Source organism: Nonomuraea sp. NPDC023979, from assembly GCF_040639085.1.
GTDB classification, from domain to species: domain Bacteria; phylum Actinomycetota; class Actinomycetes; order Streptosporangiales; family Streptosporangiaceae; genus Nonomuraea; species Nonomuraea ceibae.
Genome location: NZ_JBEZZG010000004.1, coordinates 70,276 through 84,791, shown reverse-complemented (window position 1 = coordinate 84,791; position 14,516 = coordinate 70,276). Strand labels below are relative to the sequence as shown.

Here is a 14,516-nt window from a genome sequence, read left to right as displayed (position 1 = left end):
CGCGGAAACCTCTTCGGAATTGGTTTGAACCATTGGTATAAACCAATTGTCGAAGCTTGCTGAATATTGAGTGGATTAGACCTCTGTTTCGGTGTTGACCAGGCAAAACAGTGGTTTATCCTAAGGGTGCAGTTTCATCATCTATTTCGCCGGTAGAGTCCCGGGCAGAAGCGTTGATTGGAGCTGTGGTGGCCAAGTACGTTTACGACTTCACCGAGGGCAACAGGAATCTCAAAGATCTCCTCGGCGGCAAGGGAGCCAACCTCGCCGAGATGACCAACCTGGGGCTGCCCGTCCCTCCGGGGTTCACGATCACCTCGGAGGCGTGCCGCCACTACCTCGCCGAGGGCGCCCTGCCCGACGGCCTGGAGGACGAGGTCGCCGCGCACCTGAGCGCGCTGGAGGCCGGCATGGGCCGCAAGCTCGGCCAGGCCGACGACCCGCTGCTGGTGAGCGTCCGCTCCGGGGCCAAGTTCTCGATGCCCGGCATGATGGAGACGGTGCTCAACATCGGGCTCAACGACGAGTCCGTGCACGGCCTGGCCAAGCAGTCGGGCGGCAACGAGCGCTTCGCCTGGGACTCCTACCGGCGGCTCATCCAGATGTTCGGCAAGACCGTGCTCGGCATCGACGGCGAGCTGTTCGAGGACGCGCTCGACGCGCTCAAGGGCGACCGCCAGGACACCGACCTGAACGCGGGCGAGCTCCAGGGCCTGGTGGAGACGTACAAGGGCATCGTGCGCGAGCGGACCGGCCGCGACTTCCCGGCCGACCCGCGCGAGCAGATGCGGCTGGCCGTCATGGCCGTCTTCGACTCCTGGAACGCGCCGCGCGCCATCCTCTACCGCCGCCAGGAGCGCATCCCGGCCGACCTCGGCACCGCCGTCAACATCGTGGCGATGGTGTTCGGCAACTGCGGCGACGACTCCGGCACGGGCGTCGCGTTCACCCGCGACCCGGGCACGGGCAGACAGGGCATCTACGGCGACTACCTGCAGAACGCCCAGGGCGAGGACGTGGTCGCCGGCATCCGCAACACGATCCCGCTCCAGGACCTCGAACGCCTCGACAAGCGCTCGTACGACGAGCTGCTGGCGATCATGGAGAAGCTGGAGAACCACTACCGGGACCTGTGCGACATCGAGTTCACGATCGAGCGCGGCAAGCTGTGGATGCTGCAGACGCGGGTCGGCAAGCGCACCGCCGCCGCCGCGTTCTGCATCGCCACCCAGCTCGTCGACCAGGGCCTCATCACGATGGACGAGGCCGTCACCCGCGTCACCGGCGACCAGCTCGCCCAGCTCATGTTCCCGCGCTTCGACGGCGGCGCCGAGAAGAAGAAGATCGCCAAAGGCATGAACGCCTCGCCGGGCGCGGCCGTCGGCCAGGCCGTCTTCTCCTCCGAACGCGCCGTCGAGCTGGCCGCCCGGGGCGAGGACGTCATCCTGGTCCGCCGCGAGACCAACCCCGACGACCTGTCCGGCATGATCGCCGCCCGCGGCGTCCTGACCAGCCGCGGCGGCAAGACCTCCCACGCCGCCGTGGTGGCCCGCGGCATGGGCAAGACCTGCGTGTGCGGCGCGGAGGAGCTGGAGGTGTCCGTGGACGAGCGCCGCTTCACCGCCCCCGGCGGCGTCGTGGTGTCCGAGGGCGACGTGATCTCCATCGACGGCACCAGCGGCGAGGTCTACCTGGGCGAGGTGCCCGTCGTCGACTCGGCCGTGGTGGAGTACTTCGAGGGCTCGGCGGGCAGCGGGGACCAGTCCGACGACGACCTCGTCCGCGCCGTCGACCGGATCATGCGGCACGCCGACTCCGTGCGCCGCCTCGGCGTGCGGGCCAACGCCGACACCCCGGACGACTCGGCCCGCGCCCGCCGCTTCGGCGCCGAGGGCGTCGGGCTGTGCCGCACCGAGCACATGTTCCTGGGCGAGCGCAGGCAGCTCGTGGAGGACCTGGTGCTCGCCTCCGGCGACGAGGAGCGCAAGGCCGCGCTCGACGCGCTGGAGCCGCTCCAGAAGGCCGACTTCGCGGAGATCTTCCGGGCGATGGACGGCCTGCCGGTGACGATCCGGCTCATCGACCCGCCGCTGCACGAGTTCCTGCCCGACATGGTGGCGCTGTCGGTCAAGGACGCCACGGGCCAGGCCACGGACAAGGACCGCGCCCTGCTGGCCGCCGTCAAGAGGCTGCACGAGCAGAACCCGATGCTCGGGCTGCGCGGCGTACGGCTCGGCCTGGTCATCCCCGGGCTGTTCGCCATGCAGGTCCGGGCGATCGCCCAGGCGGCCCGCGAGGTGCCGGGGGCCAGGCCGGAGATCATGATCCCGCTGGTCGCCGCCGTACAGGAGCTGGAGGCCGTCCGTGAGGAGGCCGCCGCGATCCTCGCGGAGGCGGGCGTGGAGGCCCTGATCGGCACCATGGTCGAGACCCCGAGGGCCGCGCTCACCGCCGGGCAGGTGGCCGAGGCCGCCGAGTTCTTCTCCTTCGGCACCAACGACCTCACCCAGATGACCTGGGGGTTCTCCCGCGACGACGTGGAGGCCGCGTTCTTCTCCCGCTACCTGGAGCTGGGCATCTTCGGCGTGTCGCCGTTCGAGACGCTCGACCGCGACGGCGTCGGCAGGCTGGTGGCGCTGGCGGTGCAGGAGGGGCGGGCGGCCCGGCCCGGGCTCAAGGTCGGCATCTGCGGCGAGCACGGGGGAGACCCGGACTCGGTGCACTTCTGCCACGACACCGGGCTCGACTACGTCTCCTGCTCGCCGTTCCGCATCCCGGTGGCCCGCCTGGAGGCGGGCCGCGCGGCGCTGAGCGGCAGCGACTCCGACTCGCGCTAGCGGGCCCTCATACCGCCGCCACGGGCGCCGGCTGCTCGGCGCCCGGCGGCACGTAGTCGTGGGGCACGCCCTGGTCGCCCAGCCAGGCGCGCAGCCCGGCGACGGCGGCCGGGCTGGCGGCGACCTGGGCCGCGTACTCGGCCAGCGCCGCCTCCTCGCCGTCGTCGTAGAGGAGCCGGGCGGGGCCCGCCCACGACAGCGACCAGCGGGCCTGGCCGTGCTGGATGAGCACCGCCTCCAGGGCCAGCCGCAGCACGGTGGCCAGCACCGGACCCTCGGACTCCCAGCCGGAGGCGCGCAGCCGCTCCTCCAGCTCGGCCTGGCGGCCCCGCGCGATCGCCTCGAACGCCGCGTCCAGGTAGGGCCGGTTCGCCCCCATGACCTGCCCGCCGGCCGTCGCCAGGTCGTGCAGCGCGCCCGCGTTGCGGACCGCGTACATGCCCTCGGCGACGAGCTCGTCCCACGACGCCGGCCGCAGCTCCGCCAGCGCCTTCGGCGTCCACATCGACTCCTCGACGGCGTGCGCGGCCACGTTGGCGTCGCGCAGCAGCGTCAGCGCCGAACGCGGGTCCGGCACGTGCTCGGGCTCCGGCAGCAGCTCGATCGCCGCCAGCCGCTCGGCCAGGCTCGGATGGGAGTCGTACGGGGACGTCTCCTGAGGCCGCTCGCCCAGCCGCGTCAGCTCGGCCTGCCTGGCCGGATCGTTCAGCAGCGAGTAGAAGCCGCCGAACACCGCCGCGGGCCGGCACCCGCCCGCCCCCGTCAGCGCCAGGTAGCCCTCGGTGTAGAGGTCCCACGCGATCGCCGTGTGGTGGATCTTGCGCAGCGCCTGCGCCATCGCCTGCCGGCCGCCGATCGCGACCGCGTGCTGGTCGGCCTCCAGCTCCTGCCGGCGCGAGACCGCCTGGGAGATGCGCAGGTAGAGCTTGGCGTAGGCGGCGAACACCTTCTGGATGATCGGATGGCGGCCCAGGTGCCCCACGGTCGCGATGAGCGAGACGCGCCCCCGGTAGACCGGCGCGCCCAGCCGGGTGTGGGAGCCGCTGTAGTGGCCCAGCTCGTGCCCGAGCACCGCGCGCATCTCGTCGACCGTCAGCGTCTGCAGCAGCGGCAGCCCGACGTACATGCGCCGCCGCGTCGCCACCAGGCCGAGGAAGCGGGTGTCCTCCGCCACGGCCGCGTTCACCTCCGGCACCAGGCGGATCTCGTCGGGCGGCGCGGTGCGCACCCGCCGCGCCAGGTCCTCGACCGTCTGCCACAGCACCGGCTCGTGCTCGCGCGACACCGCCACGCCCGGCTCCTCACCGCCCGGCCGCCGGCTCACCATGACCAGCGCCTGCACGAGCGCGGCGGCGGCGAGCGTCAGCACGATCGCCGCGCGCAGCCCGTTGGCGTGGAAGTCGACGACGAGCAGCACGTCGAACACCAGCGCCGCCGTCACGACCGAGCCCACCAGCACGTAGAAGCCGGCGAGCAGGGTGAAGGCCAGCACGGCCCGGAACGCAGTCGTCATGAGGGGAGGGCTCCCGGGGAAGGGGGTTCTCGCGAGGCTTGACACTAGCGGAGTCCGGAATCTGGATAAAATCACTGCACTTATGGCCGCCTACGACACGCACGATCAGGCCCGATGGGTCCCGGAGCCGCCCGGCAACCCCGAGCGCAGCCCGTTCGAGCGCGACCGCGCCCGCATCCTGCACAGCTCCGCGCTCCGCAGGCTGGCCGCCAAGACCCAGGTCGTCGGGCCGGGCGAGACGCTCGGCGTCGGCCAGCACGTCCCGCGCACCCGGCTGACCCACTCGCTGGAGTGCGGCCAGGTCGGCAGGGAGATGGGCGCCACCCTCGGCGTCGACCCCGACCTGGTCGAGACCGCCTGCCTCGCGCACGACCTGGGCCACCCGCCGTTCGGCCACAACGGCGAGGTCGCGCTCAACGCCCTGGCCGAGGGCTGCGGCGGGTTCGAGGGCAACGCGCAGAGTCTGCGCCTGCTCACCCGCCTGGAGCCGAAGGTGATCGCCGCCGACGGCACCAGCGCCGGGCTCAACCTGACCAGGGCCGCCCTCGACGCCTCCGTCAAATACCCGTGGACCCGCGACCGGTCGGCCAAGTTCGGCGTCTACGACGACGACCTACCCGTCTTCCGCTGGATCAGGGAAGGCGCCCCCGAGGGCCGCGTCAGCTTCGAGGCCCAGATCATGGACTGGGCCGACGACGTCGCCTACTCGGTGCACGACCTGGAGGACGCGCTGCACTCCGGTCACGTCACCCCCGAGGCGCTCCGCTCGCCCGCCGAGCGCAGGCAGGTGTGCGAGATCACCCGCACCTGGTACGCGCCCGGCGCCGACCTCGGCGAGCTGGAGGAGGTCTTCGCCGCCCTGGTGGCCGAGCCGCTGTGGCCGCGCCGGTTCGCGGCCACGTTCGCCGACCTGGCCGGGCTCAAGGCCCTCACCAGCGGCCTCATCGGCCGCTTCTGCCGCGCCGCGCAGAGCGCCACCATCGGCGCGTACGGGCCCCGCCACCGGGCCGACCTGCTCGTCCCGGAGACCACCCGGCTGGAGTGCGCCCTGCTCAAGGGCATCACCGCCCACTACGTGATGACCACCGACGACCACCACGCCACCCAGGCCAGGCAGCGCGACCTGATCACCGAGCTGGCCTCGCTGATCACGCTCGGCGCCCCCGGCACGCTGGAGCCCGCCTTCCGGCCCGCCTTCCTGGCGGCGCCCGACGACAAGGCCCGCGTCAGGGTCGTCATCGACCAGATCGCCTCGCTCACCGACACCTCCGCCGTCGGCTGGCACCGGCGGCTCAGCCGCTGACCCGCGTCACTGCATGGTGGCCGGGTTGCCCGTCGGGTTGAGCGTGAACGGGTCGTCGTCCGGCTTGGGCGACTTCGTGGTCTTCGGCGCCTTCTTCGACGTACACAGGACCGTGCAGCGCGGCGACTCGCCCAGCCTGGCGCGCATCGCCAGCGTCTCCTGCCGGGGCGACAGCGTGCGGTTGCCCGACAGCCAGGCGTCCAGGTAGTCCCACGGCTCGACCATGCCCCGGCGCACCCACCACAGCGACGGCCCGGTCTTCCAGGAGATCGCGAAGTAGAGGTTCGGCCCGGTGGTGCGGGCGTTGCCCGAGTTGCCCACCGTGCCCAGCACCTGGCCGCCGGAGACGCGGACGCCCGGCCTGATCCCGTCGGCGACGCTGTCGAGATGGCCGCCCAGGTAGCGGACGCCGTCGTCGCCGATGATCGTGACGAAGCGGCCCTCCCGGTGCGCGCCCGCGTCGGTGGACGGCAGCCAGCGGTTGCGCGTGTTGACCTCGTCCACGACGCCGCCGACCGGCGCCACGAACGCGCACCCCTCGGCCGCCCAGATCGTCGTCTTGGGCAGCACCAGGAGCCTGCGCTGGTAGCTCACCCGGCAGCCCCTGACCGGGAACGTGTAGGTGTACTTCGACAGCTTGGGCGGCGGCACCCGTACCGGGTCGTCGCCCTCGGGGGCGCGCACCGACGCCTGCCGCTCGGGCGTCGGCGGCGGGATCGTCGCGGTCACGGCCGCCGAGCCGCCCGTGCCCGGCGAGCTCGGCGCGCCGGACGTGCCGGGCGAGGCTGGCGTCCGCGCGCTGACCCCGGCGACGCCGGTCGCCGGGCTGCACGCGGCGACCGCGAGCAGGGCAGCCGTCGCCGCCACCCACCGTGTGCTCCGCATGATCTCCACCCGCGTCACCGTATCCGACCCCAGCCTTTACCTTTGTAGCCGACGGGGGGCGTTCCCATAACAGCTTTTCCGCTATCGGATGCTGTCTGCCCTCGGAGGGAAGAGTGTGACGGATGCCGTCCCCTCATCCGGAGGTTCATCCGGAGGTGCCCGCTGTGGGGTCGCCCGTCGGTGAGAGTCTGTCGGGGGAGCCGAATAGACTCACCGCGTGGCTGGCCGGATCCGTGATGTCGACATCGCGCTCGTACGCGAGCGTTCCCCCATCGCCGACGTGATCGGCGAGCACATCCAGTTGCGCAACGCCGGCGGGGGCAATCTCAAGGGCCTGTGCCCCTTCCACGACGAGAAGAGCCCGTCGTTCAACGTCACCCCCGAGCGCGGGATGTTCTTCTGCTTCGGCTGCTCCGAGGGCGGCGACGTGATCACGTTCGTCGAGAAGATCGAGCACCTGTCGTTCGGCGAGGCCGTCGAGCGGCTGGCGCAGCGCGCCGGCATCCAGTTGCAGTACGAGCAGGGCGGCTATGTGCCGCGCCGCGACCACGGGGAGCGAGCGCGGCTGATCGAGGCGCACAAGGTCGCCGCCGAGTTCTACGCCGACAAGCTGTTCGGCCCCGACGCGGCCGCCGGGCGGCGGTTCCTGTCCGAGCGGGGCTTCGAGCGGGCCGACGCCGAGCTGTTCGGCGTGGGCTACGCGCCCAACGAGTGGGAGGCGCTGGCCCGCCACCTGATGGCGCGCGGCTTCAGCGCCGACGAGATCGTCAAGGGCGGCCTGGCCAAGCAGGGCAGGCGCGGCCCGATCGACCGGTTCCGGGGGCGGCTGATCTGGCCGATCCGCGACGCCACCGGCGACGTGATCGGGTTCGGCGCGCGCAAGCTGATCGACGCCGACGACGGCCCCAAATACCTCAACACCCCCGATTCGCCGCTCTACAAGAAGAGCCAGGTGCTCTACGGCCTCGACCTGGCCAAGCGCGAGATCTCCAAGCGCGCCCAGGCGGTCATCGTCGAGGGCTACACCGACGTGATGGCCTGCCATCTGGCCGGGGTGCCGACGGCGGTGGCGACCTGCGGCACCTCGTTCGGCGAGGAGCACATCAAGATCCTGCGCCGGTTCCTGCTCGACCAGGCCGAGTTCCGCGGCGAGGTGGTGTTCACCTTCGACGGCGACGCGGCGGGCCAGAAGGCGGCGCTGCGCGCGTTCGCCGACGACCAGAAGTTCGTCACCCAGACGTACGTGGCGGTCCAGGCTGACGGGCTCGACCCGTGCGACCTGCGGATCAAGCAGGGCGACGCGGCGGTGCGCGACCTGATCGCCGGGCGCGAGCCGCTGTTCCAGTTCGCCATCCGCAGCACGATCTCCCGCTACGACCTGCGCAGCAACGAGGGCAAGATCGCGGCGCTCGACGCGGCGGCGCCCATCGTGGCCGGGATCAAGGACGCCGGGCTGCGCAAGCGCTACGCGATCGACCTCGACCGGTGGCTGGGCTTCATGGACGAGCGGTTCGTCATCCAGCGCATCGCCGACGCCGCCCAGACGCAGCAGGGCCGCCCCCAGCGCGCCCCCAGGCCCGCGCCCGTCGACCCGCACGTGCGGGTGGAGGCCGAGCTGCTCAAGCTGGCGGTGCAGCGGCCCGCGCTGCTGGGGCCGCGTTTCGACGCGCTCGACCAGCAGGCGTTCACCGCTCCCGACCACCTGGCGCTGCACCAGGTCATCGTGGCGGCGGGCGGGCTGGCCGCGGCCGGGCCCGGCGGGCGCGCGTGGGTCGACCGGCTGGTGGAGCACGCCCACGCCGAGGGCGCCCGCGCGCTGGTCACCCGGTTCGCGGTGGAGGCGATCCAGGCCGACTCCCACGCCGAGGAGCGCTACGCCGCAGCCATGCTGGCCGCCATCGAGGCCACCGCGGTCGACCGCGCCATCGCCCAGGTGAAGTCGCGCATCCAGCGGCTCAATCCGGTCGACGAGCAGCAGGAGTACAACCGGCTGTTCGGCGAGCTGGTCGCCTTGGAGCAGCAGCGCCGCGTCCTGCGTGATCGCGCCGCCGGAAGTTGAAAGATCCTTTTACCACGGTAAATCCGGGTGGTTGAGTGGGAATCGCCCGGAGGTGTCCGGGCAGGCAGACCACGGTGCCCGGCCTGGGGGGACACCGGGCACGCAATCCGTAACGCGTAATTGACTTTACTTTCCTGATCAAACTCCGGCTAAACATTGAAGGGATCTCAATTCCGTAAGGGTGACGGCCTTACCTTCAGTGCCAAAAATGGGTCTGCCATTTTATGGAACCAATACTGCAGACTGTCTCCCGTGGGTGCATCGGTGCTGTCAAGTGGACCGCCATCCGTAGACCAGGTGGCGGACCTCGTCGCGAAGGGAAGGGAGCGCGGAAGCGTAACCGTCGATGACGTCGCAGCCGCGCTCGACCGATCCGAGCTCCCGTCCGACGCGCTGGAACGCGTCGTGCGGATGCTCGCCGAGAACGGTGTGGAGGTCCTCGAGCCCCAGGGCGACGAGGAGACCCCCCGCGCCGATGAGGAAGACGTAGGCAAGCGCGCGCCGACCAGCGATCTGGTCCGCATCTACCTGCGGGAGATCGGCCGCGTGCCCCTGCTGACGGCCGAAGAGGAGGTGGAGCTCGCCAAGTCGATCGAAGCCGGCCTGTTCGCCGAGGACAAGCTCGGCAACGGGGTCTCGCGTCTGGCCTTCCCGGAATTCAGGGAGCTCGTCTGGCAGGGCACCCGGGCCAAGCAGCGCCTCATCGAGGCGAACCTGCGGCTCGTGGTGTCGATAGCGAAAAGGTATGTCGGGCGCGGCATGCTCTTCCTGGACCTCATCCAGGAGGGCAATCTCGGCCTGATCCGCGCCGTGGAGAAGTTCGACTACACCAAGGGCTACAAGTTCTCCACCTACGCCACCTGGTGGATTCGCCAGGCGATCACCCGGGCGATCGCCGACCAGGCGCGGACCATCCGCATTCCCGTGCACATGGTGGAGACCATCAACAAGCTCGTCAGGGTGCAGCGCCAGCTCCATCAGGACCTCGGCCGCGAGCCGGCGCCCGAGGAGATCGCCGCGGAGATGGACCTGCCGGTCGACCGGGTCGTGGAGATCCAGCGGATCGCCCAGGAGCCGGTGTCGCTGCAGTCTCCCATCGGTGAGGAGGACTCCGACCTCGGCGACTTCATCGAGGACTCCGACGCGGTGGTGCCGATGGAGGCCGCGGCCTTCATCATGCTGCAGGACCAGCTCGACGACATCCTGGCGACGCTGTCCGACCGCGAGCAGCGCATCATCCAGCTCCGCTTCGGCCTGGCCGACGGGCATCCCCGCACGCTGGAGGAGGTGGGCAGGGAGTTCGGCGTCACGCGGGAGCGCATCCGGCAGATCGAGTCGAAGACCCTCGCCAAGCTCCGCCACCCGACCAGGGCGCAGATGCTGCGCGACTACCTCGACTGACAGGTGAGGCCGCTCGGGCCGGCGTCCCGCGGGGCGCCGGCCCGAGGCATGTCAGCAGCTGTTGGCGCCGTCGAAGGTCCGGATGCCGCGCGGCACCTGGGACGAGATCGTCTGACCGGGGTCGACGGTGTAGCAGGAGCCGTCGGTGCCACGCGCCCAGACGATCTTCAGGCGCAGCCGCCTGTCGCAGTCGTTGCGCGCGTAGCCGGTCTTGGTGACGCGGCCGGTGGTCTCCCAGACGGCCACGCACTCGGGCGCGTTGCCCGCGGGCGCGGCCAGGGCCGGCGCGGCCGCGAGGACGGCCGGGGCCAGGGAGCCGCAGACGAGCGCGGCGGCGGTGAGGGAGGTTCGGGTGAACAGGTGCATGAAGCGGTGTTCCTTTCCGGGGACGACTCTCCGCTACAGATTGCCCACTCATGGTGACCGATCTCGCGGAGACGCCCGGCTGGAGCACCAACGTTCTACGAGCACCCCTCGAACTGCGGCACGGCGACCCGGTCGACGACCAGCCCGGTGCCCCCGAACCACTTCTCCAGCAGCCGCGCGGCGGTCCCGTCCTGGTACATGTCGATGATCGCCCGGTTGACCTCCTCGCAGCCGGCCACGTCGCCCTTGCGCAGCCCGACCCCGGTGCGCTGCTCGTTGAACTGGGTGCCGACCAGGCGCAGCCCGCCGCCGCCCTGCTTGGCCAGGCCCGCGAGGATGACGTCGTTGGTGGTGATGGCGTCGACCTGGCGGCCCTTCAGCGCCGTCATGCAGGCCGCGTAGTCCTTGAACGGCAGCACCCGCGCCGCCACCTTGCGCTCCTCCACCACGCGCCGCGCCGCGTTGGAGCCCGTCACCTCGCAGATGCGCCGGCCCCGGAGGTCGCGCACGTTGCGGATGCCGTTCTCGTCCGGCCGCACCAGGATGTCCTGGTAGGAGATGTGGTACGGGCCCGCGAACAGCACGGTGTCCTTGCGGTCCTGGCTGATCGTGAACGTGGCCACGACCAGGTCGGCCTTGCCGTCGACCAGCACGTCGTCCCGGTCGTCGGCCAGCACGCCGATGAGCTCGGCCTCCTTGCCGAGCTTCCCGGCGATGTAGCGGGCCACCTCGACGTCGAACCCCTCGAACGAGCCGTCGGCCTTGCGGAAGCCCACCAGCGGCAGGTCGGGGCGCACGCCGATGACCAGCCGGTCCTTGTCCAGGACGCTCTCCGCGCCGTCACCGGCCAGGCCGCACGAGGCGGCGAGCATCGCGATCACGGCCAGGACCGCGGGCAGCAGCCGCTTCATCGGTACTCCTTCAGACGTGGCCACACCCCGGCGACGAGCAGCACGCCGATGCCGCCGATCGCGAACGGGAGCAGCCGCCACAGGTTGTCCAGCGCGGACTGGCCCGCGCCGACCGCCCGCTCGAAGACCGCCTGGTGCCGGGCCGCGAGCGTCACCAGCTCCTTGTCGTAGGCGTCGAACGCGTCGCGCACCGAGCCGAGGCGGGAGGCGACGGCCGCGCCGGGCCGGTCCCCGCTCGCCATCGCGCGCAGGGTCGCGTCCGTCCGCTGGAACCTGGCCCAGGCGTCGAGCGCGGCCCGGCCCCGGTCGCCGCCGAGCTGGCGGCCCAGCATGCCCCGGTAGTCCTCGTCGCGCCCGGCGACGGCCGCGTGGTAGCCGCCCAGGTTGCCCGCTTCGAGATAGAGCAGCCGCTGCGCCTTGTCCAGGTAGGTGTGCTCGTAGGTGTCGGCCCGCTCCTCGTCGAGCAGGAACCGGCTCTGGTCGCCCTGCATGCTGTTGCCGATCGCGCGGGCCTTGGCGAGCGTGACGATCGAGTCGAAGCCCTCCTCCTTGGCCGTGCGCAGGTGGTCGGCGTCCTGCTGGAGCGCCGACGCCCCGGCCACCGTCGCCGCCAGCGTCACCACGGTGGCGGCCAGCAGCGCCGGGCCGAGGATCCGGCGGAACCGCCGCGCCAGGAAGACCTGCAGCCACGCCAGGCAGCCGATGGCCAGCAGCCCGGCCGCCACCACCGCCACCCGCAGGAGCGGCAGCGTCACCGCCGTCTCGTCGTAGGTGCGCCGCACGATCGTGCCGCTCTCCAGCGTCAGGTTGTACGCCTGCGGGAGCAGCACCTGGCGCATCAGGTCCGTGGCCTCCCGGTAGACGGCCACCACCCCGGACGGCGGCGGGCCGGCGGCGTGCCCGGACTGCTCGTCGAGCAGCAGCGCCCGCGCGGCCAGCCGCTCGTAGCGGGCCAGCCCGTCGAGCACCGACTCGATCGTGCGCCGTTCGGCCGGGTCGTCCCCGGCCAGCTCGAACGCCTTCAGCAGCGCCTGGTTCGCCATCGTGCGCTGCTGCTCGTACCGCTTGATGGCGGCCTGGCGGCGGGCGTCGTCGCCGCTGCCCATCACGAGCACGTCGGCGATCTGCGCGTCCATGTCGCTCAGCCCGAAGTAGAGCCCGGCGGTGGCGACGACCTGGGGACCGGCGTCGCGGCCGATCACCCGCAGGCCCTCGCCGGCGGTCGCGCCGCCCGCCGCGATCGCGCCGAACAGCAGCGCCAGCGCCGCGGCCGCGACGCCGGTCAGGAGCCGGATCCGGCCGGGCACGCCGCGCCGCGCGGGCGCGGGCGCGGCTGCCGCGGCTGACGGTGACCGTGCGGGCGTGCCCGGCTGACGAGGCGGCCCGGCTGGTGGCGGGCGGCGAGGCGGAGCTGGCGCTGGTGGCGGGCATCGCCGCGCCCAGCGATCCGCTGCGCCTGCCGGACGCGGGCCCGCTCACCGCGACGCGGGCGGGGGAGGAGCCGCTGGTGGTGGCGCTGCCGGCCGATCATCCGCTGGCGGGCCGGGCGGGGCTGCGGCTGGCCGATCTGGTGGACGCCCGCTGGCTGCGCACGCCGCTGTGCCCGCTGGAGCGGCTGCGTGACCTGGCGGGCGACGGGTTCCGCGCCGGGCTGCACTACACCGGCGACGATCCGCGCACGGTGATGAGCCTGGTCACGGCCGGGCACGGGCTGACGCTGCTGCCCGCCTCGGCCGCGACGGGGGTGCCGCTGGTGGCGCCCCGGCTGGTGCACCGGGTGGAGCTGGTGCACGCCGCGCTGCCGCCCGGCCCGGCCGCCGACCTGGCCGCCACCCTCGCCAGCCCCTGAGCGGGCCCGCGAAGGAGCCCGCCCAGAAGCCCGCCCGTGCGGGTCAGGCCCGCCAGGTCTCGACGCCGCCCGGCACCGGCGCGCCCGGGTCGTACGGCTCGCGGGTGAAGACGAACGTGTTGACGTCCAGGTGGTCGGCGGCCACGCGCAGCGTCTCGCCCGCGTAGTAGCCGTCGAGCCCCAGCCACGTCCCGTCGTCCTGCGGCACGAACCGGGAGGCCCGGCCGCCGCCGCGGGCCGGCTCCAGAGCGAGCCCGCGCCCGGGCAGCAGCCGCAGCACGTACGGGGTCGGCCCCCAGTGCCACACGCCGGTCAGCGCCAGCAGGTCGGCGTCGGCCTCAGCCGGCTCCCACTCGCGCGGCAGGCTGGGCTCGTGCTCGTCGAGGATGCGCAGCAGGTCGGTCAGCAGGGTGCGGCTCATCCCGGAGGTGGTATTGGCCAGGAACAGCACGCCGACCCGGTCGGCCGGGTCGGCCCACACGGTGGCCAGGAAGCCCGGCATCGACCCGGTGTGCCCGGCCAGCCGCCGCCCGGCGTAGCGGGTGAGCTGCAGGCCGAGCCCGTAGCCGGCGGTCCAGGCGTCGCCGTCGTCGACGATCGCCGGCTCGCGCATCTCCTCCAGCGTGGCGGCGTCGATCACGCCCCGGGTGTCACCGGCGACGAAGGCCGCCCAGCGCGCCAGGTCGGCGGTCGTCGACCACAGCTGCCCGGCGGGCGCCATCGCGACGGCGTCGTGCTCGGGCTCGGGCAGCAGCACGTCGGCGTACGGGTGTACGGCGTAGCCGGAGGCGTGCGGGGCGCGCGGCCGGGCGGTGGTGTCGCTCATGCCGAGCGGCTCCAGCACCTCCTGGCGCACCACGTCCAGCCACGGCCTGCCGCGCAGCCGCGCCACCAGCTCGCCCAGCAGCGCGAACCCGACGTTGGAGTAGTGGAAGCGGCGGCCGGGCCGGTGCTTGACGTGGCCGGGCCCGACCCGGGCGAGCAGTTCGCCCGCCTCCACGCCGGGGGTGCGCTCCCACCAGGGGGTGGGCGGCTCGGCGGTCAGCCCGCTGGTGTGGGAGAGCAGCTGGGCGACGGTCGCCTCGCCGAACCGGGCGCCGGGCAGGTGCTTGCCGATGGGATCCAGCAGGTCGAGCAGCCCTTCGTCGCGCAGCCGCATGACGGCGACGGCGACCACGCTCTTGGTGATCGAGCCGAGCCGGTACTGGGTGCGCGTCGTAGGCGGCTCGCCGCCGACGCGGCCGCGCCCGGCCGCCCATGCGATGTGCCCGTCGCGCACGACCGCCGCCATGATCGACGGGATGCGGCACTCGGCCTGTTCGGCCGCGAGGCGGCGCAGCAGCGCGGCCGCCGTCTGGTGTCCCACCTGGTGACTCATGGCCGCCAAGCCTA

The 14,516-nt window shown here is 72.5% G+C and carries 10 protein-coding genes and 1 pseudogene; 5 read left to right on the top strand and 6 right to left on the bottom strand.

Annotated features, from left to right (window positions below):
• Positions 1–188 precede the first annotated feature (188 nt).
• Positions 189–2,837: a pyruvate, phosphate dikinase gene (gene ppdK, locus AB0G11_RS09660; protein WP_219509544.1), complete on the top strand. Its 2,649-nt coding sequence runs from the start codon at positions 189–191 to the stop codon at positions 2,835–2,837.
• Between the two features lie 7 nt (positions 2,838–2,844).
• On the opposite strand, the gene AB0G11_RS09655 is transcribed toward ppdK, so the two are convergent.
• Entirely contained in the window at positions 2,845–4,350 is a 1,506-nt protein-coding gene (locus AB0G11_RS09655) for a M48 family metallopeptidase (RefSeq protein ID WP_357585068.1), read from the bottom strand.
• 82 nt (positions 4,351–4,432) lie between these two features.
• Between AB0G11_RS09655 and AB0G11_RS09650 the strand changes: the two genes are divergently transcribed.
• Positions 4,433–5,653: a deoxyguanosinetriphosphate triphosphohydrolase gene (locus AB0G11_RS09650; RefSeq protein WP_219509546.1), complete on the top strand. Its 1,221-nt coding sequence runs from the start codon at positions 4,433–4,435 to the stop codon at positions 5,651–5,653.
• A 6-nt stretch (positions 5,654–5,659) separates the two neighbouring features.
• Here AB0G11_RS09650 and AB0G11_RS09645 read toward each other — a convergent pair whose 3' ends face one another.
• Positions 5,660–6,538, bottom strand: coding sequence for a peptidoglycan DD-metalloendopeptidase family protein (locus tag AB0G11_RS09645; protein WP_357585066.1), 879 nt, complete (start codon positions 6,536–6,538; stop codon positions 5,660–5,662).
• 217 nt (positions 6,539–6,755) lie between these two features.
• Here AB0G11_RS09645 and dnaG point away from each other — a divergent pair, with 217 nt between their 5' ends.
• Entirely contained in the window at positions 6,756–8,597 is a 1,842-nt protein-coding gene (gene dnaG / locus AB0G11_RS09640) for a DNA primase (RefSeq protein ID WP_219509548.1), read from the top strand.
• Between the two features lie 297 nt (positions 8,598–8,894).
• Positions 8,895–9,998, top strand: coding sequence for an RNA polymerase sigma factor RpoD (gene rpoD / locus AB0G11_RS09635; RefSeq protein WP_308125969.1), 1,104 nt, complete (start codon positions 8,895–8,897; stop codon positions 9,996–9,998).
• A 51-nt stretch (positions 9,999–10,049) separates the two neighbouring features.
• Here rpoD and AB0G11_RS09630 read toward each other — a convergent pair whose 3' ends face one another.
• The 3 genes from AB0G11_RS09630 to AB0G11_RS09620 form a co-directional block, all read right to left on the bottom strand.
• Positions 10,050–10,364 (bottom strand): hypothetical protein, encoded by a 315-nt coding sequence (locus AB0G11_RS09630; RefSeq protein ID WP_219509550.1) that lies wholly within the window; start codon positions 10,362–10,364, stop codon positions 10,050–10,052.
• Between the two features lie 95 nt (positions 10,365–10,459).
• Positions 10,460–11,275 (bottom strand): transporter substrate-binding domain-containing protein, encoded by an 816-nt coding sequence (locus AB0G11_RS09625; protein ID WP_357585064.1) that lies wholly within the window; start codon positions 11,273–11,275, stop codon positions 10,460–10,462.
• Positions 11,272–12,582 (bottom strand): hypothetical protein, encoded by a 1,311-nt coding sequence (locus AB0G11_RS09620; protein ID WP_357585062.1) that lies wholly within the window; start codon positions 12,580–12,582, stop codon positions 11,272–11,274. The genes AB0G11_RS09625 and AB0G11_RS09620 overlap by 4 nt, the downstream gene beginning before the upstream one ends.
• A 14-nt stretch (positions 12,583–12,596) precedes the next feature.
• Between AB0G11_RS09620 and AB0G11_RS09615 the strand changes: the two are divergent.
• A pseudogene (locus AB0G11_RS09615) lies at positions 12,597–13,124 on the top strand (LysR family transcriptional regulator substrate-binding protein); the annotation flags it as partial.
• 43 nt (positions 13,125–13,167) lie between these two features.
• Here AB0G11_RS09615 and AB0G11_RS09610 read toward each other — a convergent pair.
• On the bottom strand, positions 13,168–14,502 hold the full coding sequence (locus AB0G11_RS09610) for a serine hydrolase domain-containing protein (RefSeq protein ID WP_219517326.1): 1,335 nt from the start codon (positions 14,500–14,502) through the stop codon (positions 13,168–13,170).
• Between the last annotated feature and the right edge of the window lie 14 nt (positions 14,503–14,516).